The sequence below is a fragment of the Meiothermus taiwanensis WR-220 genome (genome assembly GCF_003568585.1).
Lineage (GTDB): Bacteria > Deinococcota > Deinococci > Deinococcales > Thermaceae > Meiothermus > Meiothermus taiwanensis.
Genome location: NZ_CP021130.1, coordinates 1,093,755 through 1,115,976, shown reverse-complemented (window position 1 = coordinate 1,115,976; position 22,222 = coordinate 1,093,755). Strand labels below are relative to the sequence as shown.

The 22,222-nt window shown below is 63.8% G+C and carries 25 protein-coding genes; all 25 read right to left on the bottom strand.

Translation table 11 applies throughout. The features are described from left to right. Positions 1-2: 2 nt before the first annotated feature. The 25 genes from nuoK to MTAI_RS15700 all read right to left on the bottom strand — a co-directional run bounded on the left by nuoK (position 3) and on the right by MTAI_RS15700 (position 22,197). Positions 3-293, bottom strand: coding sequence for an NADH-quinone oxidoreductase subunit NuoK (nuoK, locus tag MTAI_RS05615; protein ID WP_027887649.1), 291 nt, complete (start codon positions 291-293; stop codon positions 3-5). After that, a complete protein-coding gene (locus tag MTAI_RS05610; RefSeq protein WP_027887650.1) occupies positions 290-889 on the bottom strand; it encodes an NADH-quinone oxidoreductase subunit J family protein in 600 nt (199 codons plus the stop codon). Before MTAI_RS05610 ends, nuoK begins: the two co-directional genes overlap by 4 nt. Positions 890-1,012: 123 nt before the next feature. Then, a complete protein-coding gene (gene nuoI, locus MTAI_RS05605) occupies positions 1,013-1,546 on the bottom strand; it encodes an NADH-quinone oxidoreductase subunit NuoI (protein WP_027887651.1) in 534 nt (177 codons plus the stop codon). Positions 1,547-1,560: 14 nt separating this feature from the next. Next, positions 1,561-2,673, bottom strand: coding sequence for an NADH-quinone oxidoreductase subunit NuoH (gene nuoH, locus MTAI_RS05600; protein ID WP_027887652.1), 1,113 nt, complete (start codon positions 2,671-2,673; stop codon positions 1,561-1,563). 122 nt (positions 2,674-2,795) lie between these two features. After that, positions 2,796-5,162: a molybdopterin-dependent oxidoreductase gene (locus MTAI_RS05595; RefSeq protein ID WP_027887653.1), complete on the bottom strand. Its 2,367-nt coding sequence runs from the start codon at positions 5,160-5,162 to the stop codon at positions 2,796-2,798. 8 nt (positions 5,163-5,170) lie between these two features. After that, on the bottom strand, positions 5,171-6,487 hold the full coding sequence (nuoF, locus tag MTAI_RS05590) for an NADH-quinone oxidoreductase subunit NuoF (RefSeq protein WP_027887654.1): 1,317 nt from the start codon (positions 6,485-6,487) through the stop codon (positions 5,171-5,173). After that, positions 6,484-7,035 (bottom strand): NADH-quinone oxidoreductase subunit NuoE family protein, encoded by a 552-nt coding sequence (locus tag MTAI_RS05585; protein WP_027887655.1) that lies wholly within the window; start codon positions 7,033-7,035, stop codon positions 6,484-6,486. Before MTAI_RS05585 ends, nuoF begins: the two co-directional genes overlap by 4 nt. Positions 7,036-7,085: 50 nt before the next feature. Then, complete coding sequence (gene nuoD / locus MTAI_RS05580) at positions 7,086-8,333, bottom strand: NADH dehydrogenase (quinone) subunit D (RefSeq protein ID WP_043983442.1); 1,248 nt, start codon at positions 8,331-8,333, stop codon at positions 7,086-7,088. Then, positions 8,333-8,956, bottom strand: coding sequence for an NADH-quinone oxidoreductase subunit C (locus MTAI_RS05575; protein WP_027887657.1), 624 nt, complete (start codon positions 8,954-8,956; stop codon positions 8,333-8,335). Before MTAI_RS05575 ends, nuoD begins: the two co-directional genes overlap by 1 nt. A 15-nt stretch (positions 8,957-8,971) precedes the next feature. Next, positions 8,972-9,511, bottom strand: a complete 540-nt coding sequence (locus MTAI_RS05570; RefSeq protein WP_027887658.1) for a NuoB/complex I 20 kDa subunit family protein — start codon at positions 9,509-9,511, stop codon at positions 8,972-8,974. A gap of 32 nt (positions 9,512-9,543) precedes the next feature. Then, complete coding sequence (locus tag MTAI_RS05565) at positions 9,544-9,903, bottom strand: NADH-quinone oxidoreductase subunit A (RefSeq protein WP_013014133.1); 360 nt, start codon at positions 9,901-9,903, stop codon at positions 9,544-9,546. 255 nt (positions 9,904-10,158) lie between these two features. Next, complete coding sequence (locus MTAI_RS05560) at positions 10,159-11,298, bottom strand: phenylacetate--CoA ligase family protein (protein ID WP_187388611.1); 1,140 nt, start codon at positions 11,296-11,298, stop codon at positions 10,159-10,161. Between the two features lie 193 nt (positions 11,299-11,491). Beyond that, positions 11,492-11,980, bottom strand: coding sequence for a hypothetical protein (locus MTAI_RS05555; protein ID WP_187388610.1), 489 nt, complete (start codon positions 11,978-11,980; stop codon positions 11,492-11,494). 109 nt (positions 11,981-12,089) lie between these two features. Further along, positions 12,090-12,437, bottom strand: coding sequence for a hypothetical protein (locus MTAI_RS05550; protein ID WP_043983444.1), 348 nt, complete (start codon positions 12,435-12,437; stop codon positions 12,090-12,092). Between the two features lie 27 nt (positions 12,438-12,464). Continuing rightward, positions 12,465-13,649 (bottom strand): imm11 family protein, encoded by a 1,185-nt coding sequence (locus MTAI_RS05545; protein WP_187388609.1) that lies wholly within the window; start codon positions 13,647-13,649, stop codon positions 12,465-12,467. A 65-nt stretch (positions 13,650-13,714) separates the two neighbouring features. Further along, positions 13,715-14,020 (bottom strand): TFIIB-type zinc ribbon-containing protein, encoded by a 306-nt coding sequence (locus MTAI_RS05540; RefSeq protein WP_027888811.1) that lies wholly within the window; start codon positions 14,018-14,020, stop codon positions 13,715-13,717. A gap of 159 nt (positions 14,021-14,179) precedes the next feature. Then, the gene (locus MTAI_RS05535) at positions 14,180-14,887 is read right to left on the bottom strand and encodes a PucR family transcriptional regulator (RefSeq protein ID WP_027888812.1); all 708 of its coding nucleotides are present in this window, start codon (positions 14,885-14,887) and stop codon (positions 14,180-14,182) included. Positions 14,888-14,890: 3 nt separating this feature from the next. Further along, entirely contained in the window at positions 14,891-16,129 is a 1,239-nt protein-coding gene (locus tag MTAI_RS05530) for a Zn-dependent hydrolase (RefSeq protein WP_027888813.1), read from the bottom strand. Positions 16,130-16,221: 92 nt separating this feature from the next. Beyond that, positions 16,222-17,307 carry an ABC transporter substrate-binding protein gene (locus MTAI_RS05525; RefSeq protein ID WP_027888814.1) on the bottom strand — a complete coding sequence of 362 codons (1,086 nt, stop codon included), beginning with the start codon at positions 17,305-17,307 and terminating at the stop codon, positions 16,222-16,224. Positions 17,308-17,468: 161 nt separating this feature from the next. Then, entirely contained in the window at positions 17,469-18,437 is a 969-nt protein-coding gene (locus tag MTAI_RS05520; RefSeq protein ID WP_036197512.1) for an ABC transporter permease, read from the bottom strand. Positions 18,438-18,439: 2 nt separating this feature from the next. Then, on the bottom strand, positions 18,440-19,357 hold the full coding sequence (locus tag MTAI_RS05515; protein WP_027888816.1) for an ABC transporter permease: 918 nt from the start codon (positions 19,355-19,357) through the stop codon (positions 18,440-18,442). Further along, on the bottom strand, positions 19,357-20,181 hold the full coding sequence (locus tag MTAI_RS05510) for an ABC transporter ATP-binding protein (RefSeq protein WP_027888817.1): 825 nt from the start codon (positions 20,179-20,181) through the stop codon (positions 19,357-19,359). The genes MTAI_RS05515 and MTAI_RS05510 overlap by 1 nt, the downstream gene beginning before the upstream one ends. Before the next feature lie 49 nt (positions 20,182-20,230). Continuing rightward, positions 20,231-20,383, bottom strand: a complete 153-nt coding sequence (locus tag MTAI_RS05505) for a hypothetical protein (protein WP_169729927.1) — start codon at positions 20,381-20,383, stop codon at positions 20,231-20,233. Next, positions 20,384-21,763: a dihydropyrimidinase gene (hydA, locus tag MTAI_RS05500; RefSeq protein ID WP_027888818.1), complete on the bottom strand. Its 1,380-nt coding sequence runs from the start codon at positions 21,761-21,763 to the stop codon at positions 20,384-20,386. It abuts the gene before it with no gap. Positions 21,764-21,780: 17 nt separating this feature from the next. Next, complete coding sequence (locus tag MTAI_RS15700; protein WP_155915765.1) at positions 21,781-22,197, bottom strand: CC0125/CC1285 family lipoprotein; 417 nt, start codon at positions 22,195-22,197, stop codon at positions 21,781-21,783. Positions 22,198-22,222: the final 25 nt, after the last annotated feature.

Here is a 22,222-nt window from a genome sequence, read left to right as displayed (position 1 = left end):
GTTTACCCCCTCAGTTGCCTGAGCTCGTCTACGCCGGTGGTCTCGCGGCGGCGGAAGATGGCCACGATCAGACCGAGGCCCACCGCCACCTCGGCGGCGGCAATGGCGATGATGAAAAGCACCACCACCTGGGCCTCGAGGCTCCCGGTGAGCTTGGAGAAGCTTACGAGCGAGAGCGCGGCGGCGTTTAGCATCAGTTCGATGGACAAAAACATCAGGATGGCGGTGCGCCGGGTCAGCGCCCCATAAGCCCCAATCGAAAATAGAAGCGCGGAGGCTACCAGCCAGATCATGGCTTGACCACCGCCCTTTCATCTTTTTGTTGCCCGGTGGAAGGGCTGGGCTTTTGATCCTGCCGGGGGTGGGCCGGGTGGCTGGTGGCCGCGATAATCCGCTCGGGTTCGATCAGCACCACCGCCGCCACCGTAGCTACCAGCAGCAAGAAACCCACCACCAGTAGAGCATAGAGCCATTTCTCGGGATCGTAGAGCAAGGGCCCCAGGGCCTGGGGTAAGCCACCCCCCAGGGCCGGTGCGTTGGCAGGCGGCTGAAAGCGGGTTACGGCGTAGATCAGTACGCCGGCCAGACCAAGGGCACCCAGTGCAGCCACCCAGGGGAGCCGGGGCAGTAGATCCTGGCCCACGTTGGCGTTGGCCGCCGAAAGCAGCATGATGACGAACAAAAACAGCACCACGATGGCCCCGGCGTAGACGATGATCTGGATCATAGCCACAAAGCGGGCCTCGAGCGCCACATACACACCCGCCACCACCAGGAAATTGGCGATGAGCGCCAGGGCGGCGTGGACGGCGTTTTGCAGCCGCACCACGGCCAGGCCGGTACCAACCAGCACAAGCAGCGCAAGAACTTCCCAGAATCCGATACTCATTGATTCCTCCAGAGAGCCAGGGGTGGGCTCGAGCTTTTAGGGTCGCACATAATCCGAGCGATTTTACCCCCAACAATGTGCGTTGGGGAACACCTGCCCGGAACCTCGAGCCTCCGGTCTGCCCTACTTGGGCGGCTTGAAACCCTCGAGTTCGGGCCGCACATAGGGCAGGCTGTAACCCCGCTTGACCGGCTTGCCGGTGTAGGCCGCCTCGCGGCGCTGGGGCTTGGTACCCTCCACCTCGACCAGCATGTCCTCCTTGCTGTAGACGAAGTCGGAGTAGCGGTAGTCGGCCATCTCAAAGTCGTAGCCCATCACCACCGCACCGGTAGGGCAGGCCTCCTCGCACATCCCACAGAAGATGCAGCGCAGCATGTTGATCTCGTAGACCCGGGCGTACCGCTCCCCTGCGCTCACGGGGTTCTGGGGGTCGTTCTCGGCGGCTTCTACGTAGATGGCGTAGGCCGGGCAGGCCGCCGCACAGAGCGAACAGCCGATGCACTTCTCGAGGCCGTTGGGATGCCGGGTCAGCACGTGCCGCCCGTGGAAACGGGGTTTCAGGGGCACCGGGGCATCCGGGTAAGGAATGGTTACAGGTTTGGAAAACAGCGCCTTCAGGGTGATGCCCATGCTTTGCGCCAGTGCAGCAATGCTCACAGATTCACTCCTTTCTAGTCGCCCGCGCCCATGCGCGGCAGGGGCCTTGGCTTGGGCCTGGCCGTGAGAATTGCATAGACCAGGAAGACCACCAGGCTGAGCAAGGAGAGCCAGCCCAGCACCGCCACCGGCCACTTGAAGGCCACCACCATGGCCGAGATCAGGAACCAGGCCAGGGCCAGCGGGAAGAGGCGGCCCCAGCTAAAGACCATGAGCTGGTCGTAGCGCAGGCGGAAGAGCGTACCCCGCACCCAGATGAAGAAGAACAAAAACAGCGCGATTTTGACGAACATCCAGAGGTAGGGCAGGGCGAACAGGCCGCCAATGAGGGGAATCTGCTCCATGAAGCCGGGCATCCGCCAGCCGCCCAGAAAGAGCGTGGGGATCAGGGCCGAGGCGGTAATCAGGTGGATGTACTCGGCCATCTGGAACAGGGCCCACTTGATGGAGCTGTACTCGGTGTTGTAGCCCCCCACCAGCTCCTGCTCGGCCTCAGGCAGGTCGAAGGGGGTGCGGGCCGCCTCGGCCATGCTGGTCAGGAGGAAGATGGCAAAAGCCGGGAGCATGTAGAGAATCAGCCAGCCGTTCTGGTGCTGCCACTCAACGATTTCCCGCAGGTTCAAAGAGCCTACCAGCAAGACCGGGGCCAGGAGGCTGATGCCCAGGGCCAGCTCGTAGGAGATGAGCGAGGCCGAGGAGCGCAGCGAACCCAGCAGGGAGTACTTGGAGTTGGAGGCCCAGCCCGCCAAAAAGATGCCGTAGATGGCGATCTCCGAAACTGCAAACACGTACAGAATGCCCACATCCAGGTCGATCACCCAGGGGTCGTAGCCAAAGAAGGCATCCTTGGGGCCAAAGGGTATCAGGCCGAAGGTGAGCACCGCAAAGGTGACGGAGATCATGGGGGCCAGCACAAAGACCACCTTGTCGGCCCTGGCCACCACCAGGTCTTCCTTGAAGATGGACTTGATGGCGTCGGCCAGGGGTTGCAACAGGCCACCCGGCCCCACCCGGTTGGGCCCCTGGCGCACCTGGATGCGGGCCAGGAGGCGCCGCTCAATCAGGGTCATGTAGGCAAAGGCGGTCAGCAGGCCAAAGATGACCAGAAAGGCCTTGATCCCCACCATCCACAAAGGGTCGGTGGCGCTCGAGCTGGCCGCGGGGGTGGCCTCGGCGGCCAGCGCCAGGCCAGCCAGCAGCGGCGCGCCCAAAGCCAGGCCCCCGCGCAGGTGCTTCTGTCGAGTCTGGTTCATGCAGCACCTCCTACCAGAATTTTGGCCTCCACGCTGCGGCCCGCCCAGGCCCCCAGGGCCGGCGCGTACATCACGCCGTCGGGCAGCCCCGCCACGGTCTTGACCTCGAGGCGCTCCCGTCCACCGGGCAGCTCGAGCTCTACCTGATACCCGTCGGCCAGGCCCTGGGCACGGGCCGTGGCCGGGCTCATCTCCAGCTTGAGTTCAACCACCTGGGCCACCGCCCCCACCACCTGCTCCCGCCGCCACATGGTCGGGCGCAGGTAGAGGGTTCCCTGGGTGGCATCGGACTCCGAGGCCGCCCAGCCACTACCCTTGGGCAGCCAGCGCTCGAGCGCCGCCGGCAGCTTGTGCTTTTCGGTGAGCAGGCGGGTGGCCTGGCGCACCAGCCGCACCGGGGTCTGGATCCCCAGGGCCTCGGCCAGCACCGCCAGTGCCGCCACCGCCCCGTCGGCCTCGCCGTTGTTGATGGCCGCGGGTTCCAAAGGCAGCACCCGGCCCTCGAGGTTCAGGGTATGGCCGCGCTTTTCGTATGGGGTCTGGTTGGGCAGGATCACATCGGCGTATTTTTCCGCCAAGGGGTGCCGGTGCGTGAGGTGCAGGACGCGGAAAGAAGCCGCCCGGAGCTGGGCCTCGGTGGGCAGGTAGGCGTAGTAGACCGCCTTGGGGCCGGCCTCGGTCCAGCCCGCACCCCCCTTGCCGGGGAAGAAGCCCAGGGCCTCCAGGCCCCGCGCGTTGGCCGCCGGGGTCATGCACATCACCCGGGCGCCGGTGCGCTCGGCGAGCTGCCTGGCCTTGATGGCCGCCCCGGGCCGGTTGAGCACCCCGGCCCCCAGCACCAGCACCACCCGCTGGCTTGCCGCCAGGCGCTCCTTGACCCAGGCCACCGCCTCGGCCAGACCGGCCGGGGCCTCGCCCTCACCCAGCAGGGCTGCCAGCAGGGCCGCCTCGGCCCCCGGGGCATGCACCCCGCTGGCCCCGGCCCACTTGGCGGTGTTGCTGGGGTAGGCGCTGAAGAGGGCCAGCTTGTGGGTCAGGCGGGGCATCCGCTCCTTGATGTTGAGGTCGGCAAAGGGGGTGCCGTGGTTGAGCCGGGCCGCCGGTTTGAGGCCGCGGCTGTACTCCGAAAGCCGGAGGTGCAGGGTGGGGGCCTCCTCGGTGGGCTCGCCCAGGATCAGCACAAACTCGGCGTCCAGCAGCTCATCGAAGCTGGCCGGGGTAAAGCCGGTCACCGGGTAGGCGGTGCGGCCCTGGAAGTCGCGGTGCGGTGTGCCCAGGGCCTGGGTCAGCTCGAGGGCCGCCAGCCCTTCCTCGAGGGTGCTGTTGCCCGCCAGATACACGCCGATCTCCGATCGGGCCACACCGCTCAAGCCCTCGCGGATGGCCTTCAGGGCCTCCTCCCAGGTGGTCTCTACCAGCTTCCCGTCCTTGCGAACCAGCGGTGAGCGCACCCGGTTCTCGTTCACCCATTCGTGGCCGAAGCGGGCCGCGTCGGAGATCCAGACCTCGTTCACCTCGCGGCGCTCGGCAGCCCGGATGCGCTCGAGCAGCCCGCTGCGGGTGTCCACGGTGATGGCCGCCCCACAGGCATCGTCCATCGAGGTGGTCTCGGTGGCGTCGTACTCCCAGTTGCGGGCCCGGAAGCGTGCGGTTCGGTCGAGCAGGGCCCCCACCGGGCAGATGTCCACGATGTTGCCGGTGAAGTTGGAAGGCAGGCCGTCGTCCTCGCTGTTGATAAAGGTGTGCACCCCTCGCTCGATAAAGTCGAGCACCTCGTCGCCCGGAATCTCTTCGAAGTAGCGCACGCAGCGCTTGCAGTGGATGCAGCGCTCGCGATCCAGCACGATGAAGGGCGAGAGCGGATGGTGCTTGTCTACGTGCCGCCGGGTCATCTCGAAGCGGGTGTACATGGGCAGCTCCATGGGGTCGGGCTGGTAGAACTTCTCCACCAGGCCGTACTCGTAGCTGCGATCCTGCAGCTCGCAGGCCCCGCCCTTGTCGCAGGTGGGGCAGTCGAGCGGGTGGTTGAGCAGGGTCAGCTCCACCATCCCCGACTGGGCGTGCTTCACCTCGTCGGAAAGGGTGTCCACCACCATCCCGTCGGCTACCGCGGTGATGCAGGCCGCCGCCAGCTTGGGCATCCAGAAAATCTTGGGCTGCCCATCCTCCATGATGAAGTTGCCGTCCGGCCCTTTGCGCGGGCTGCCGGTTCTGACCAGGCACATCCGGCAGGCCCCGATGGGCGATAGGTGCTTTTCGGCACAGAACAGCGGCACGTCGTAGCCGGCGTGGAAGATGGCATCCATCACCGAGGTGCCGTTTGGTACCTCAATGGTTCTGTCGTTAATGGTTACCTTAGCCATTCCCTACCTCACCCCCAGCGGCTCCCCAGGCGCTCGACCGGTTTGCCCTGTTCCACAGCCTCCACGAACTGATGGCGGAAGTGCTTGAGGCTGCCGCGCACCGGCCAGCAGGCCGCATCGGCCAGGGCACAGAAGCTGCGGCCCTCGATCTGGTTGAGCATGCTTTCCAAAAGCTCCACATCGCCTTTCTGGCCCTGCCCGGTTCCTATCTTTTCGAACAGGCTCACCATCCAGCCCGAGACCCCCTCGCGGCAGGGGGTGCATTTGCCGCAGGACTCGTGGCCGTAGAAGCGGGTCACGTTCCACATGGCATCCACCATGCTCATGCTGGCCGGGATGCCGATCACCCCCCCGGTGCCTAAGAGCGAGCCCTTGGCGCTGATGGACTCGTAGTCCATGGGGGTATCCAGGATCTCGTCGTTCCAGGGCAAGGGCGGGCAGGAAGAGCCCCCCGGGATAATGGCCTGGATGGGCTCGGTGGGGCCCCCGGCCCAGTCGAAGAGCAGCTCGCGGAAGGTGGTGCCCAGGGGCAGCTCGTAGACCCCGGGGCGCTTGAAGGGGCCCGAGACCTGGAAGAGCTTGTGGCCCTTGGATTTTTCGGTGCCCATGCTGGCGAACCAGTCGGCCCCGCGCTGGATGATGTGTACTACCGAACAGAGCGACTCCACGTTGTTGATGGTGGTGGGCATTCCCCACAGGCCGGCCTGGGCCGGGAAGGGGGGCTTCATGCGGGGGTTGGCCCGCAGACCCTCGAGGGAGTTCATCAGGGCGGTCTCCTCGCCGCAGATGTAGGCCCCGGCCCCCCGGTGCACATACAGGTCGAAGCTAAAGCCGGTGCCCAGCACGTTCTGGCCCAGGTAGCCCGCTGCATAGGCCTCGCGAATCGCCGCGATGAGCCGGTCGTAGGCCCGGCGGTATTCGCCGCGGATGTAGATGTAGCCCTTGCTGGCCTGGATCGCCACCCCCGCAATCATCATGCCCTCGATGAGCTGGTGGGGGTCGTCTTCCATCAGGTAGCGGTCTTTGAAGGAGCCCGGCTCCGACTCGTCGGCATTGCAGACGATGTAGTGCTGCTTGCCGGTGTTTCTGGGCATGAAGCTCCACTTGAGCCCGGTGGGGAAGCCCGCCCCGCCGCGCCCGCGCAGGCCGGATTTCTTGACCTCCTCAATCACCCAGTCCTGGCCCTGGGCGATAGCCTTGCGGATGGCCTGATAGCCGCCGTGGGCCAGGTAATAGCTGAGCGTCCAGGAGTTGGGCTGGCCCACATGCTTGTAGAGGGTTTTCTCGAAGCGGGGGTCTTTCCCGCTCACGATGGGGCCAGTCATGCACCCACCTCCTCCCCGCGCACGTGCACCTCGTGCCCCACCTTGCCGGGCAGGGCGATCTCCTCGAGCTTCTTCCCTTCCCGCAAGCCCTGCAAGAGCGCGTGCAGCCGGGCCTTGGTCACGCACTCCACGTAGGGCTCGTCGTTAACCTGAATCACCGGCGCGGTGTGGCAGGAGCCCAGGCACTCCACCTTCTGGATGCTGAAGAGCCCATCGGGGGTCACCTCGCCGCGCAGGATGCCCAGCGTCTCGACCAGCTCGTCCCACAGCTCGTCGGCTCCGCCAATGGCACAGCTCAGGGTGGCGCACACCTGCAGGTGGTACTTGCCGGTGGGCAGGGCCTGGTAGTAGCTGTAAAAGCTCATCACCCCCGCCACCTCGGTCGCGGTGGTACCTAGGATTTGGGCGATCTCCTCCTGGCGTTCGGGGGAGATCCAGCCCTCGTCCTGTTGCACCCGCCGCAGCATGGGCATTATGGCCGCCCGCCGCTCGGGGTACTGCGCAAATACCTCGTTTAACCAGTCTTGCTTATCGTCGAAAAATCCCATACGCCTCCGCATCATCGGGGGCCTGGACGCGCCAGACCCCCGTGAAAAACTCACCGATCCACATCCCCCATCACCGGGTCCAAAGATGCGATCACCACCACCATATCGGCCATCTGCACGCCCTTGCAAGCATAAGGCAGGCTTTGCAGGTTCACAAAGCTGGGTGCGCGTACCTTGACCCGGTAGGGCATGGAACCCCCGTCGGAAACGATGTAGTAACCCAGCTCGCCCCGCGCGCTCTCGGTGGGCACGTACACCTCACCCAGGGCCGGGTGGAAGCCCTCGGTAACCAGTTTGAAGTGGTAGATGACCGCCTCCATCGAGGTTTCCAGCAGGTGGCGCGGCGGCAGCGAGATCTGCGGGTTGGGGTCGCGGATGGGGCCCGGCCCAATGGCCTCGAGCCGCTCCACGGCCTGCCGGATGATCTTGACCGACTCGCGCATCTCCAGGATGCGGATCACCATCCGGTCGAAGACATCGCCGCCCGTCAGCACCGGTACATCGAAGTCGTAGGTCTCGTAGCCCGCGTAGGGGTAGGCCTTGCGCACGTCGTAGCCCACCCCCGAGGCCCGCAGGCTGCCCCCGGTGAGGGAAAGGTTGATGGCCACCTCGGGGGGTATCACCGCCACACCCCGGGCGCGCTCGTAGAAGATGGGGCTTTCCCGGAACAAAGCCTCGTACTCGTCGATGCGGGCCGGCATCTGGGCGATGAACTTCTTCACCTCGCCCAGAAACTCCGGCGGCAGGTCTTCCTTGAGGCCGCCAATCCGGATGTAGTTGTGGTGGAAGCGCTGCCCCGAGACCCACTCAAAAAGGTCGAGCACCGCCTCGCGCTCGCGGAAGGCGTAGAAGAACGGGGTTAGCGCGCCAAAGTCCAGCAGACCTGTCCCCAGGAAGACCAGGTGCGAGGCAATGCGGGAAAGCTCGTTGAGCATCACCCGGATGGCCTGGGCCCTGGGGGGCACCTGCGCCCCCACCAGCTTCTCCACACTTAGCGCGTAGGCCAGGTCGTGGCTGAAGCTGTGCAGGTAGTCCATGCGGGGGGTGTAGGTGAGGCACTGGGTGTAGGTGCGGTGCTCCATGTTCTTCTCGAAGCCGGTGTGGAGGTAGCCGATGTGGGGGGTCAGGCGCAGAATCTGCTCCCCCGACAGATCCACCACCACCCGCAGCACCCCGTGGGTCGAGGGGTGCTGGGGCCCCACGTTGAGGGTCATGACCTCGGACTTCAGCTCCGGCGCATCGGCAATCTCGTAGGCCTCCACCGAGGGGCTGTGTAGCTTTTGCGGGTCGCGCACCATCAGTTGCCTCCCTTCACAACCTTCTGCACCTCAGCGGCCACGTCCTGGTAGCCCTTGCGGGTACCACCCCGCCAGCCGGTCATGCCGGCTTTATCACCGGACAGGCCAGCCCTAAAAGCATCGGGGTCGATAAAGCGGCCCTCCTTGAACAGCGTAGGGGTCTCGCCCAGGGGGAAGTCCTTGCGCAAGGGGTGGCCTTCCAGGTCTTCGGGGGTCAGGATTTTGCGCAGGTCGGGGTGGCCCTCGAAGCGGATGCCCAGCAGGTCGAAGACCTCGCGCTCGAGGTAGTCGGCCCCCATCCACAGGTCGGTCAGGCTGGGCAGGCTGGGGTTGGCCTCGGGCACATACACCCGGATGAAGACCCGGCTGCCATCCCCCCCCTGGTAGCCCGGCAGCGAGACCAGCTCGTAGACCACGCAAAAACGCTCGGGTTTGGGCTGGGGGTATTTCAGGTAGTCGATGCCCACCACATCGGCCAGGTAGTTCCAGCCCTGGCTTTTGAGCTGGGCCAGCAGGGCCTTGAACTCGCTGCGGGGCACCACCACCCAGGTATTGCCGTGGGCCTCCTCGATGGCCCAACCCCTGGCGTGAGCTTGCTTTTTTAGCTCGGTCAGCTTTTGCATGTCCACCTCGAGCCCCTAGCGCTTCCAGGCCTCCACCTTGGGCAGCTTGCGCCCCTGGTCGTCACGGGCCTTGCCCTGGATCTTTTTCTGAAGCTGCATCACCGCGTAGATGAGGGCCTCGGGCCGGGGCGGGCAGCCCGGCACAAACACGTCCACCGGCACCACGCTATCCACGTTCTGCACGATGGCGTAGTTGTTGAACATCCCCCCCGAGGAGGCGCAGGCCCCCATCGAGATGACCCATTTGGGGTCGGGCATCTGGTCGTAGACCCGGCGCATCACCGGGGCCATCTTTTTGGAGAGCCGCCCGGCCACAATCATCACATCGGCCTGGCGGGGCGAGGCCCGGAAGACCTCGGAGCCAAAGCGAGATAGGTCGTTGCGGGCGTTGGTCGAGGCCATCATCTCGATGGCGCAGCAGGCCAGGCCAAAGGTCGCCGGCCACAGGCTGTTCGAGCGCCCCCAGGCGATGAGTTTCTCGAGGGTAGTGAACAAAACCCCCTCGTTTTCCAGCTCCTGCACATCTTTTGTGAATAGGTCTGCAATGGTTGCCATTCAAAACCCCCTTTGCCTTTGGGCTGGGCGCACTAGTGCCATTTCATCACGCCCTTGTACCACTCGTACAAAAACCCCACAAACAACAACAGCGTGAAGGCCAGCAGGCCAAAAAAGCCCACCACGCCCACGGTGCCAGCGCTCACCGCATAAGGCCACAAAAAGGCCACCTCCACGTCGAAGATGATGAACAGCATCGCCACCGCGTAGAAGTGCACCGGGAAGCGCTTGACCTCCCCGGCGGGGTCGTTGCCCGACTCATAGGGCATCAGCTTGAAACGCCCACCCTTTTTGGGGCCCAGCAAGGCCCCCACCACGGTTGCCAGCACGGCAATGCCGACCGCAACAGCCAGGTACACCAGTAAAGCCTGATACTCACTTATCGGTGACATGCGCCTCCTCTGTTACTAGGGTGGTCGAGCTTGTGCCTATCTTCACGAGGCGTGTTAAAGCCCACACCGCCCGACCGACTGTCGCCAACATCTTACACTTCCACCTTCCCGACGCAACCAGATTGTTACTAATGAGAATAGTTTGGAATACGGGCCAACATTGTAGAAAAACCTACCGTGACCCTACCAGCCAACGGCCCGGTGTACTGCCCTCCCAGACCCATTGCGCCGGGAAGGGTTTTCAGGATGAGGTTTTTAGTAGCGCTTATCCACCAATGGGGGCCCTTCCAGGGCTGGGTCGGCCTGGATATCGTCGAGGCGGATGCCGGTGGCCTGCTGCAAGGCCGGGCCGAGCTGGGGCGGTACTGCCTCGGCCTTGATGCGCAGGGTGAGCTTGTCGGTACCCCCTTCTTTGGTTTCCACCACCAGCTGGGCACCGCCGCGGGGATCGATGCCAAAGGCCATCAGCAGGGGGGCCAGTTCGGTGGGGTAGAGCTTGACCCCCTTCACCTTGACCATCAGGTCGGTGCGCCCAATCACCCCCCTGGGCAGGCAGAGCCGCCCCTCAGGGCGCAATACCACCGCCAGATCGCCGGTGCGGAAGCGGATCATGGGCATCAGGGTGCGCGAGAGCGAGGTCACCACCATCTCCCCTTTTTCGCCCTCCGGGGTGGGCTCCAAGGTCTCGGGGTCGAGCACCTCGATAATGGCCATCTCGGGGATTTCCCACAGCCCGTTTTTCTCCAAGCCCTCCCCGGCCACCACCCCCAGCTCCGAGGTGCCATAAGCATCCACCGCCACCCCGCCGAGGGCCTGCTCGAGCCGCTCCCGGTAACCCGGCACCGAGGTAAAGGGTTCGCCGCCGGCCATCAAGAGCTCAAACCGGCCCCCGGCCTGGGCGATTTTCATGGCAAAGCTGGGGTTAGAGACCAGAATCTCGAAGCCGTACTGCTGCTGCAACTGCACAATGCGCTCGGCCTCGCCGGGGCCATGCGGCAACACCATGGCCCCAGCCCGTTGCAGGGCCTCGTGAAACAGCCAACCACCAGCAAAAATGTGGTAGCCAAAAGCCACCAGGGCTTTCTTTCCGGCCACCCCCAGCCGCTGCATCTGGGCCGAAAGGGCCTGGGCCTGGTACTCCACGTCCTCGGCGGAGAGGTACTCGGGCATCCAGCCGATGGCCGGGCTCGGGGTCAGGTGCATCAGGGCCGCGCCTTTGGGGGGCTGGGGGTTCGACTGGATATAGGCCAGCCACTCCTGCCGGGTGGTGAGGGGCAGGCTGGAGATGTTCTCAGGGGTCAGGCTCTGGACATCTACGTTGCTGAGCTTTTGGGCGTAAACGGGGTGCTTTTGCGCAGCGGCCACCACGGTGCGAAGGCGTTGGACTCGATCCATAGCAGGGCTCCTTTTCTCTACACGCCGATTATACGGTTCTCTGCACAAAGAGCTGCACCTCTTCAAACCAAAACCCCCAAACCGCTCCCAGCGCACCACCCGCGCCGCCCAGATCCTGCAGGCTCTGGCCGTTCAGTGCAAAAGCGCTCGGTTAGCCCTTGATGGTGACACTCATCCCCCACCCAGCCGCTGCTCAATAGCCCAAATCCGGACGGCTCTCCCAGCCTTCGTCCTCGATCTCGATCTCGAAGGGCTCCCTGCGGCCGCAACGCACCGCCCAACGGTACTCCTTCCAGGCGAAAATGGCTCGCAGCAGCTCCCAAGCCTTGAAGCGCTGGGTGTTGTTCTCCGGGTCCTCATAGTAGCACGTTACCAGTATCGTGAGACCATCGTTGCTCAGCATGTAGGCGTTGCCCACATCCGTTTCCAGCTTGCGTTGGGGGTTCTTGATCACCTCGTAGATGAAGTCGGTCCAGTCACCATCCCATTCGCCGATTCGTTCTGCCAACTCCTTGTCACTTCGACGGCGGTTGTAGTACTCCAGGCCTGCGCGGACCTCGGCTTTTAAGAAAACCAACAGATGCCAAGGCGGGCTGTCTGGGGGTATCGGCTCCGCCAGTTCCACGTCGCAGTAAAAATCGCCGGTTACTGGATTTTTTTCGCAGAAGAAGCGGTATTTCATCTCTAGTCCAGTATAGGAAACGCTGTGTTCACGTCACCGGCGCGCAGGGTGGGATCCCGCCCGACCTGGTCTGGTTTCGGCCCTTGTGCCCCGCGACACCCCGCCCGCCTCACTTGTACCGCTCGGGATCGTAGTCGAGGAGCAGGTCGTAGAGAATTTGAACCGCCTCCAGAATGACCGGATGATACTCACCCCAACGGGCCTTGCCCTCCGGGGAGGCAATGTAGCGCAGCAGGTCGCCCACCGCCTCGGTGAAGGCCTTGATGGCCGCCTGGTCGTGTTCGTACAATTCAAGGCCTCTATACCACAGCGAGTCTTCGATGGCCTTGGCGAACTCGGGCAGGGCCTGCACGCTGGGGTGGGCCAGGGCATACTCGCAGATCACGTCGTATATGCCACCAGCACCGAACCAGTCTTTACCAGTACCAGGGGTTTCGTACAAACAGATGGTCGCCATGTCCAAAGCCTAGCTGCGAACGAAGCCTCAACCAATGTTCAAATAATCCCCCGGCTTCGCCGGTATCTTGCCCTTGGCCCCGATCATGTTGAACAAAAGCAGGGTGTTGTTCTCCCGCTCGGGGTCGTAGAAGAACCCGTACATGTACACCACCGGCGAGACGTAGGCCGAGCGGTCCGGGGCCACCACCACATGATCGCCGTCCAGCTTGACCCACTCCCAGCCATAGGCCCGGCAGACCTGCTCGCCCCACAGCAGCCCCAGCTCAATGGCCCGGTTCTCCCGCTCATCCTGCGAAAGATCGCGCCGCCTGCGCAGCTTCTCGCACTGGAAGAAGACCTGCTGCACCAGAAGCTTGGGCTCGCTGCTCAGTTGCAGCTTCAGGCGCTCCGCCCGGTTGATGAACTTCACCGCTGCCTGCAGGATGTTCAGGATGCTCTGCCGATCCTCCTGGCTCAGGGGCTCCTCCACCACCTCCCTGGGCGGGGGGGGCGGCGGGGGTGGGGGTGGTTCGGCCAGCCCCTGCTGCACCAGCAGCATCTGCCGGAAGCGCTGCCACTGGGCGGGGTTGTGCCGGTAGCGCTCGTCGAAGTACTCGGGGTCCTGGCTGTCCCAGACCAGCAAGGGCTGCAGGTTGCTGCGCAGACCCGCCGCCTCGATCCGCTCCTTGAGGGCATCGGTGATGTAGTAGCCGCCCATAGGGTACTCGGGCATGGCAAAGATGTTTACCCCCTGCAGCAGGTCCTCCCGGAAGCTGAGGATGTAGGCCGACGACAGCTTCGGGCCGAAGGGGCCCTCCTCCCACTTCACCAGGGAGTTGGGCAGGTCGAGGGGGCGCAGCAACCGGGTGACGTTGAGCAGGTAGTAGCGGCCCTCCTGGCAGTCCAGCGGCAGCAGCTCGGCGTCCGGGGCCAGCAGGTCGCCCAGGGCCTCCACCGCCCGCTGGCTCAGGGTGAGGGGGGTGTACAGCCTTTCAAGCCCAAGGGTCGAGAGGTCGGCGGGGGGTTCGTGGGGGTGCAGGCTGCCCTGGCGGACGACCACCACCGGCAGCGGCCGCCAGGGGTGCAGCTGGGGGGGGCGGCTTGCGATTATTGACCGATGGATTGCAGTACAGAACTCCTCTTGCGCCTCGCGGTCGGGCATGGAGAGCCAGGGCCAGCGCGCACACCCCGTGTCCTCGTCGTGGAAGGGTTTCAGCGCGTAAACCCGCATAGCGGCATCTCTGAGCGTGTTTCCTGAGTAAGGGAGTGGGCTCGAGCCGAAAGCAACGGGCGGGTTTAGTCGAACAGGTCGAAAAGCCGGCCCAGCTTGCTTTTCTTCTTACCGTGGCGCTTGTAGTACTCGTCGTCGTCGGTGTCGTAGGGGTTGCGGTGGTGGGTGGGCGGGGGGGCGTACTGCTTGCGGTAGCGCTCGAGCTCGGCCTCGTATTCCTGCTCGTACTGGCGCACCTGGCCCAGCAGCTTTTCCATCTCACCGCCATCGAGCCAAACACCCCGGCACTTGGGGCAGATGTCTATAAGCACGCCGTTGCGCTGAACCTCGTTCATTCCGGTTTGGCAGTTCGGACAGATGAGCAGGGGCATAAGTTCCTCCATCCCCAGCCTGCCAGAAATTGCGCCCAACGATGGGGGTGGGGCCGCTATTCAAGCGGCGGATTTTACCCTACAGTGGTGAAGTAAAAACGCTCGTTTTTGCGCTCACAAAACTCATGCTGCCGGGCCTGTTTTTGGTTTTTGCGCGGCTCAGCGCTTGAGCAGTTCCAGCGCCACCCACAGCCCCAGCCGCCGCTCGGGGCTCTCGAGGTCGCCCAGCATGCCCCTGAGCTGCTCGAGGCGGTAGTAGATGCTCTGCCGGCGCACCCCCAGCCGGCGGGCGGTCTCGGCGATGTTGAACTGCGAGGCCAGCAGGGCTTCCAGGGTGGCCAGCAGGGTGCTGCGGGGCCGACTGGGCAGGTTCAGAATGGCCCCTAGCTGGCGCTGCAGAAAGCTGCGGTCGCGGCCGGTCTCGATTAGGGCCTCGAGCAGCGAGTCCAGCAGCGGCTCTTCTCGATCCACGGCCGGGCGCAGAATGCGCTCGTGGGCCGCACGGGTCAGGTCGGTAAAGCGCACCTCGGTGCGAAAAACCAGAAGGGGAAATTGCAGCATACGAGCGGTTTGCAGCATCTCGGGTGGCACTTCACGCAACCACTGCACCAGCTCAAGGCCCAGCCCCCCCACCCCGGCCTCGGCCAGCGAACGCACATAGGCCACCTGGGCCTCGGGCGTGCTGCGGGCGAGCTCGAGGCCGGTGGAAAGCACCAGCTCGCCCCCCGAGAGCAGCCGGGCCACGTCCAGCACCTCGGCCACGTGCACCCAGGTGATGGGGGCCTCGAGCCGACCCTGCCCCGAGAGCAGTTCCGCCCCGGCAAAGGCGGGAAGCTCGAGAATCTCGCGCAGGGTGGGCAGGTGCATACCCTACTGCCTGGCAATCCAGTGCATGGTCTTCTCGGCCAGCCGATCCAGGGCCTGCACCGCAAGCTCGAGGTGTTCTTCCTTGGTATCCTCGATCTTGTTGTGGCTGATACCGTGCAGGCTCTGCACGAACATCATCACCGTGGGAATGCCGGCGCGGGCCACCTCGGCGGCGTCGTGCAGGGGCCCCGAGGGCAGGCGGTGCGAGACCCCGGCCACCTCGCGGATGGCCTGGTCGCAAAGCTCGATCAGCTCGGGGTGGAACAGGATGGGGTGAATCCGCCAGATGGTGCTCCACTCCGGCTCCGGCAGCCCCCCCTCGCGGGCGAAGCGCTGGCTGGCTTTTTCGGCCTCGAACCTGAGCCGGGCCAGGGCCTCGGCGTCGAGGTGGCGCTGGTCGAGGGTGATGGTGCACTCGGCCACCACGCTGGTCACAATCCCCGGTTTGGTGATGCAGCTTCCGATGGTGCTGACCCCCCCGTTGCGGTCGGTGATGTTGTAGATCTCGGAGGCCATCTTGGCCGCAGCCAGAAAGGCATCCTTGCGCTTGTGCATGGGCGTGGAGCCGGAGTGGGCGGCCTGGCCCCTAAAGGTAATGGCGTGGCGCTCGACCCCAAAGGTGCCCAGCACCACCCCCAGGGGCAGGCCCATATCCAGAAGCACCGGGCCCTGTTCGATGTGGAGCTCGAGGTAGGCCGCGGCGTTTTTCTGCTCGGCCTGGGCCTCGAGCATCCTGCTCAACTCCACCCCGCAGCGCCGCAGGGCCTCCTCCAGGCGGATGCCGTCCTTGTCGGTGCGGTCTTTTTCCAGCTCGGGCTCGAGGGTGCCCGAGAAGGCCGAGGAACCCAGGAGGCTCCGGCCAAAGCGGGCCCCCTCCTCGTCGGCCCAGTCCACCAGCCGCACCGTGACCGGGGGGTTTCCCTGGTACTCCTCGGCGATGCGGCGCAGAACCTCGAGGCCCGCCAGCACGTTAAGGCAGCCATCCAGCCAGCCCCCGCCCGGCACCGAGTCCAGGTGGCCCCCAATCAGCAGGGCTTTCTCGCTTTGGCCCTTGAGCGTCACCCAGTTGTTGCCGGCGGCATCGTAGTGTTGCTCTACCGGTAGGCCCTCCAGCTTGCGGTTGAACCATTCGCGCGCTTTGAGCCAGGTATCGGTCCAAGCCACCCGCCACGCGCCGTTTTCGTCGGCGGTCAGGTCACGCAGTTCCTTGAGTTCTGCAACAGTTCGTTTGGGGTTTAGCATGGTTATCTCCAAAAAGCCCAGCCCTGGGGTGAAATAGGGGGCGACACACCGGCCGCCCCCCCTGGCACAATCACTTCCTGCCCAAGCCCAGGTTATTTCCAGTCTCGAGCCCGCTTACCGGTGGCGGCCTCCCAGGGGCCGTAGTCCACGGTGGCCGCCGGGGGGTCTTTGGTCAGGATGCCCTGCTCGCGCAGCAGACGCACCGAGGCCTGGTAGTCGGCAGGCACCAGGAAGCCCGGCCAGCCTTTGGTGGTGGCCCCGGCGTTGTAGAGCTTGGCGATCTCGGCCATCTGCCAGGTCTGGTGGCCCTTGGCATCGGCGCGGGTGCCGGAGCCTTTGCAGGTGTTGCCGCAGAAGGGCAGCACGTATTTTTCCACGGTCTCGGCCTGGTTGGCCACCGCCCAGTTCCAGCCCTGGATGGAGGCCCGGATCAGGCGCGCGGCCACCTGGCGGCCCGTCAGGCCCGAACCCTTAAAGTTGCGCTCGTTCAAGACCCGTTCGGTGGTAAAGATCAGGTCTTCAAGCAGGTTGATGCCCAGATCGGCCAGCTTGAACACATCCACCTTGGTCTCGTCGTAGCCCAGCCCGGCGATCTGGTTGACCTCGTTGTAGGTCATGGCCGAGACCAGCTGCACCTTGTCGGGGAAAACCAAAGCCGGGTCGAAGGGGTAGCTTACTGCGGTGACATCGGGGTTGGTCACCCTGGGATCCAGCGAGCTGGTCAGGCCGCACTTGCGGAACAAAGCCACCGCCGGGTACTCGTTGCCGGAGGGCCAGACCCCCACGCTCTTACCCTTCAGGTCTTTGCACAGATCCCGGATGCCGGTGGACTTCAACGCCACCAGCGTAAAGCCCGAGCGCTGGAAAATCTGGGCCAGGTGCACCACCGGAATACCGCGCTCCCGCGCGGTGAGCAGGTCGGCAATCCAGGTGGTGCCGAAGTCGGCAGCCCCAGACTGCACCACCTGAATGGGGGATTGGTCACCGGCGGGCAGCAGGGTTACATCCAGCCCCTGCGCCCGGTAAAAGCCCCGTTCCTTGGCCACAAAGAAACCGGCAAACTGGGCCTGCGGAAACCACTTGAGCTGCAAGTTGACCTTGACCAGGTTCTGCTGTGCGCTCGCCAGCGACACCAGCATGAAGACTGCCAGTACCCAAACGACCGACCACTTCTTCATCCTTGCCTCCTTTTGTGCCAGAACGACTTCAGATGGTAGCCTACTGCACTCTACAACCCCATTGTCAAGCGCGCTCTTCTCACCTCCTCACTGGCTAAAGGATACGTGCCGTCCGTCAACCCCCGCTCGAGACCGAAGGTGCGAGCCTGGCGTAAGGGCCGTTAGCGATACGATACGTGCCACCCTGTTAACCTCCGCTCGAGCCACCCCACCAGGTTGTACCAGGCAATGCCGATCACCGAGGCCACAATAATGGCCGACCAGACGATATCGAAGCCAAAACGTCCAGCCTCGATCTGGATACGAAAACCCAGGCCCTGCCCGTTGGCCCCAAAGAACTCACCCACAATGGCCCCGATCATGGCCAGGGTCGTACCCAGCTTGAGGGCGTTGAAGATAAAGGGCAGGGCGTTGGGCAGGCGCAGCCAGCGGTACTGCTGTGCCTCATTGGCTGCGTACGAACGCATCAGGTCGAGCGAGAGCGGACTGATCTCGGTCAGGCCCCGGAAAGTGTTCACCACCATAGGGAAAAACACCGTAATCGCCACAATAACCGCCTTGGAGGGCCAGTCGATGCCAATCATCTTGACCAGCACCGGGGCCAAAGCCACAATCGGGATGCTGCTGAAAAGCGCGGCGTAGGGCAGCAGCCCCCGCTCGAGGAAAACATACCGGCTTATCAGCAAAGCGGTGAGCAGGCCCAGGCTACAGCCGACCAGATAGCCCACCAGGGCCTCCAGCACCACGGTTTGGAAGGCATCCCGCAATAGCACATCCCGCACTTCCAGCAAGGTTGAAAGCACCCGGCTGGGGGTCGGAATCAGGCCGGGGGGTACCTGGTAGGCCCGCAGCAGGGCCTCGGCGGTCACCAACAAGGCCAGCAGGGTGAGGGCCGCGGGCGTGAAGCCGATTAGCGGATTGGGGGTGTCCACAAACTGCTGGGCCACCCTGGCAAGGCCCCACACCACCCCCAAAAAGCCCAGACCAATCAGCAGTTTCTGGGCACTGGAAGCCGGCTCGGACTGATCCCACCAGGCCGCGATAAACCACAGCAATAGCCCAAACCCCAGCCCCAGCAAAAGCCACCCCAGCCAGTAGCCACCAAAGACGGCCCGGTACACAGGGGTCATCTTCAACCCACCCCCTCCTGCCTGGACAGCCGGGCCTGTTTAGCAGGTACCGCTGCCCCTCCAGCGGCGCGCCGCCAGGGTGTGAGCAGGCGCTCGAGCCAGTTCACCAGGGCCACCAGCAGGATTCCCAGTACCGCCGAGGAGAGCATGATCACCCACATCGCCACCACATCCGAGGCCCTCGAGTTCTCCGCCAGCATCTTGCCGATGCCCTGAAAGCTGATGGTAGAGATCTCGGCCACAATAGCCCCAATCAGGGCCGCCGTCATGGCGACCTTGAAGGCCGTGAACAAATAGGGCACCGAGGCCGGGAAGCGCAGCTTGAGGTAGGTTTGCCAGGGGCTGGCGTTGTAGGTTTTCATCAGGTCGAGGGCCATGGGGTCGGGGCTTTTGAGGCCCTTGGCCACCCCGATGGTGATGGGGAAAAAGGCGATATAGGCCGCAATGATGGCCTTGGGAAACCAGCCCTGCACCCCGTACTGCCCCAGCAGTACCACCAGCATGGGCGCAATGGCGATGATGGGGACGGTCTGGGAGGCCACAATCCAGGGCAGCAAAGCCCGTTCAAAGGCCCTCGAGGCCACCATCCCAATCGCAAAAAAGAAGCCCACCACCCCTGCCAGCAGCAAACCCACCACCGTCTCGAAGGCCGTAACAGCGGCGTTGATGGGAATGGCGTTGGGTGAGTTGAGGGGCAACATCAGGTTGCCAAAGCCGTTCCAAAGCTGCTGGGGCGAAGGCAGCACCGGGCTCCTGAGCTGGGTCGCACACTCAAAAGCAGTCTGGCAGGGTAGGGCCGCGCCCGTATCCAAGGCCCGCTGCGCTACCGGGATGTTCACCAGGTACATCAGCGGCCAGTACAGCGCCAGCACCGCCAGGGCCACCACCAGCATGGGCACCAGATTGGGCGAGATTCGCATCACTCGGTCACCTCGTAGCCGTGGCCTTTGCGCAGGGCCTCGCGCACCGCGGTCGCCAGCTCGAAAAAGCGGGTGGTCTCGCGGGTCTCGAAGGTGCGGGGCTGGGGCAGGTCTACCGGTATGACGGTCTCGATTTTACCTGGGCGCGGGGTCATCACCACGATCCGGGTGGACAGGAAGACCGCCTCGGGGATGGAGTGGGTGACAAAGATGATGGTTTTACCGGTCTCGCGCCACAGCCGCAGAAGCTCCAGGTTCAGGTTCTCGCGGGTAATCTCGTCCAGGGCGCCAAAGGGCTCGTCCATGAACAAAAGCTGCGGGTCGAAGGCCAGGGCCCGGGCGATGCTCACCCGCTGCTGCATCCCGCCCGAAAGCTGCCAGGGGTAGTGCCTGGCAAACTTCTCCAGCCCCACCAGGGCCAGCATCCGCTCGGCCCGGGCCCTGCGCTCCTGCACGGGAAAGTTCATCACCTCCAAGGGCAGCATCACGTTGGAGAGCACGTTGCGCCACTCCATCAGGGTGGGGGCCTGGAAGACGTAGCCGTAGGCACGGGCCTTGCGGGCCTCCTCGGGGCTTTTACCCCCGATGCGGATGGTGCCCGAAGAGGGCTGGATCAGGTCGGCCAGCAGGCGCAGCAGGGTGGTTTTGCCGCAACCCGAGGGCCCAATCAGGCTGATGAACTCCCCCTGGGCGATCTCGAGGTTGGCGTCTTTGAGGGCCACGGTTCCGTTGGGAAACACCATCGAAACACCCTGAACCGAAACGATGGCGGCTGCGTTCGAACCTTTGGCGGATAGCTCTGGAGAGGTATTGGCTTGCATCATGGTCTTCCCTATTTATGGCGGCTGCCCGTCAGGATTATTCACCTACCATCTATCTCCGCTTGAAGCCTCTTTGGGCCAGCACCAACAGGAGTCCGCCGACTACCGCAAAAAGCGCCCAGGCCGAACTACCCCCCAGCACCAGCACCACCGCTATCCACAGGCAGATCCCACCCAGCAAATTCAAAACCCATCTCGGCTTCATTTAGAAGTACATGGGCTCGCGCCGCAGGAGCTTACCCCACCCCTTCTCGCCCACAAACTGCCCGTCCCGCACCGCCACCTTACCCCGCACCGTCACCACGCTGGGCCGGCCGTCAATCTCAAAGCCCTCGAAGCCGTTGTAGTCGTTGTTGACGTGCTGGGTCTTGACCGAGATGGTGCCCCGGTACTGGGGGTCGTAGACCACCAGGTCGGCGTCGCTGCCCACCGCGATGGTGCCCTTGCGGGGGAACAGTCCAAACAGCTTGGCGGCCTTGGTGCTGGCCGCGTCCACAAAGCGGTGAATATCGAGGCGGCCGCGGCTCACCCCGTAGGTGTAGAGCAGGTTGACCCGGTCTTCGATGGCCGGGATGCCGTTGGGAATAGCGGTGAAGGCCTCCTTGCCCAGCAGCTTCTGCTCGGTGTCGAAGGGGCAGTGGTCGGTGCCCACGGTGTCGATGAAGCCCTGGGCCAGGGCATCCCACAGGACTTTCTGGTTGCGCTTATCGCGCAACGGCGGCGACATGATGTACTTCATGGCCTCCACCCCGCCCCGCTCGGCGTAGGTTTTATCGAGCAGGAAGTGGGGGATGACCGATTCGATATAGATGGGCACGCCCCTCGCTTTAGCGGCCATGGCCGCATCCAGGGCCGGTTTGCAGGAGAGGTGCACCACGTAGCCGGTGGCCCCGGTGGTCTCGAGGAAGGTGGCAAACCGCGCGGTGCCTTCGGCCTCCACCGCCTCGGGGCGGCTGGGCTCGTGCCACTCGGGGCCGGTCTTGCCCTCGGACAGTAGCTTCTGCTGCAACCGCCCCACCAGCTCGGCGTTCTCACAGTGGGCGGTCACGATCACCCCCAGCTCCTTGGCCAGGCGCAGGGTCTGGTACATCTCCCCGTCGTCCACGCCAAAGAAGTTTTTGTAGGAGAGAAAAATTTTGAAGGAGCTAATGCCGTCGGCCACAATCTCCCGGAGCTGCCCCTCGGTTTTTTCGTCGAACTTGGAGACGGCCATGTGGAAGGTGTAATCGCAGTAGCTGTTGCCCTCGGCCTTGCTCTTCCAGAGCTGGTAGCCCTCGAGGGCATCGTCGTTGCGGCTGGGGCAGCACATCTCGATGTAGGTGGTGGTGCCCCCCATCAAGGCCGCCTTGGAGCCGGTCTCGTGGGTGTCCTTGGCGAAGGTGGCCATGAAGGGCAGGTAGATGTGCACGTGGGGGTCTATGAAGCCGGGAAACACGTACTTGCCGGTGGCATCTATCACCTCGGTGCCGGGCGGGGCCTCGAGGTTCTGCCCGATGCGGGTGATGGTCTCGCCCTCGGCGTAGATGTCGGCCTTGTACCGGCTGTCCGCGGTGATGATTTCGCCGTTCTTGATCAGTAAAGGCATACGTTTCTCCCTTATGTTTACAAGCCGTACTTTCTTCTTATGGAATCAGCAACGAATCTGGCATCATACACAACAGCGTATCCTGTTGGTCGTTCAACAAAACAAACCACCGTATTTGTCGAACTGGGTCTTGCTATTGTGTAAATGGTTGTGCTGGTGGCACCGATGGAAATGTTTCTTTCATTAACAGACTCTGCAAGTATAAAATACCGATAGCCTGACCCAAGGCAAACTTCGGCGCTTCGCAACAAAGCGAAGTCGATTGCACGCTCGGGACTTGTAAAGCCGTTTCCCCTGAAGAAAACGCGCCATATATTTTCTCCAATCCTTGTTTCAGAGTATCCTCCAGTAAAGGTCTCAGGTTGGTACATAGTGGCACATGAAACCAACAACAAAACTAGCAAGGCATAGGCTAAATTCCGTGTCTGTTTCATCGTGAGATTCCTCCAGTCCCCGTGA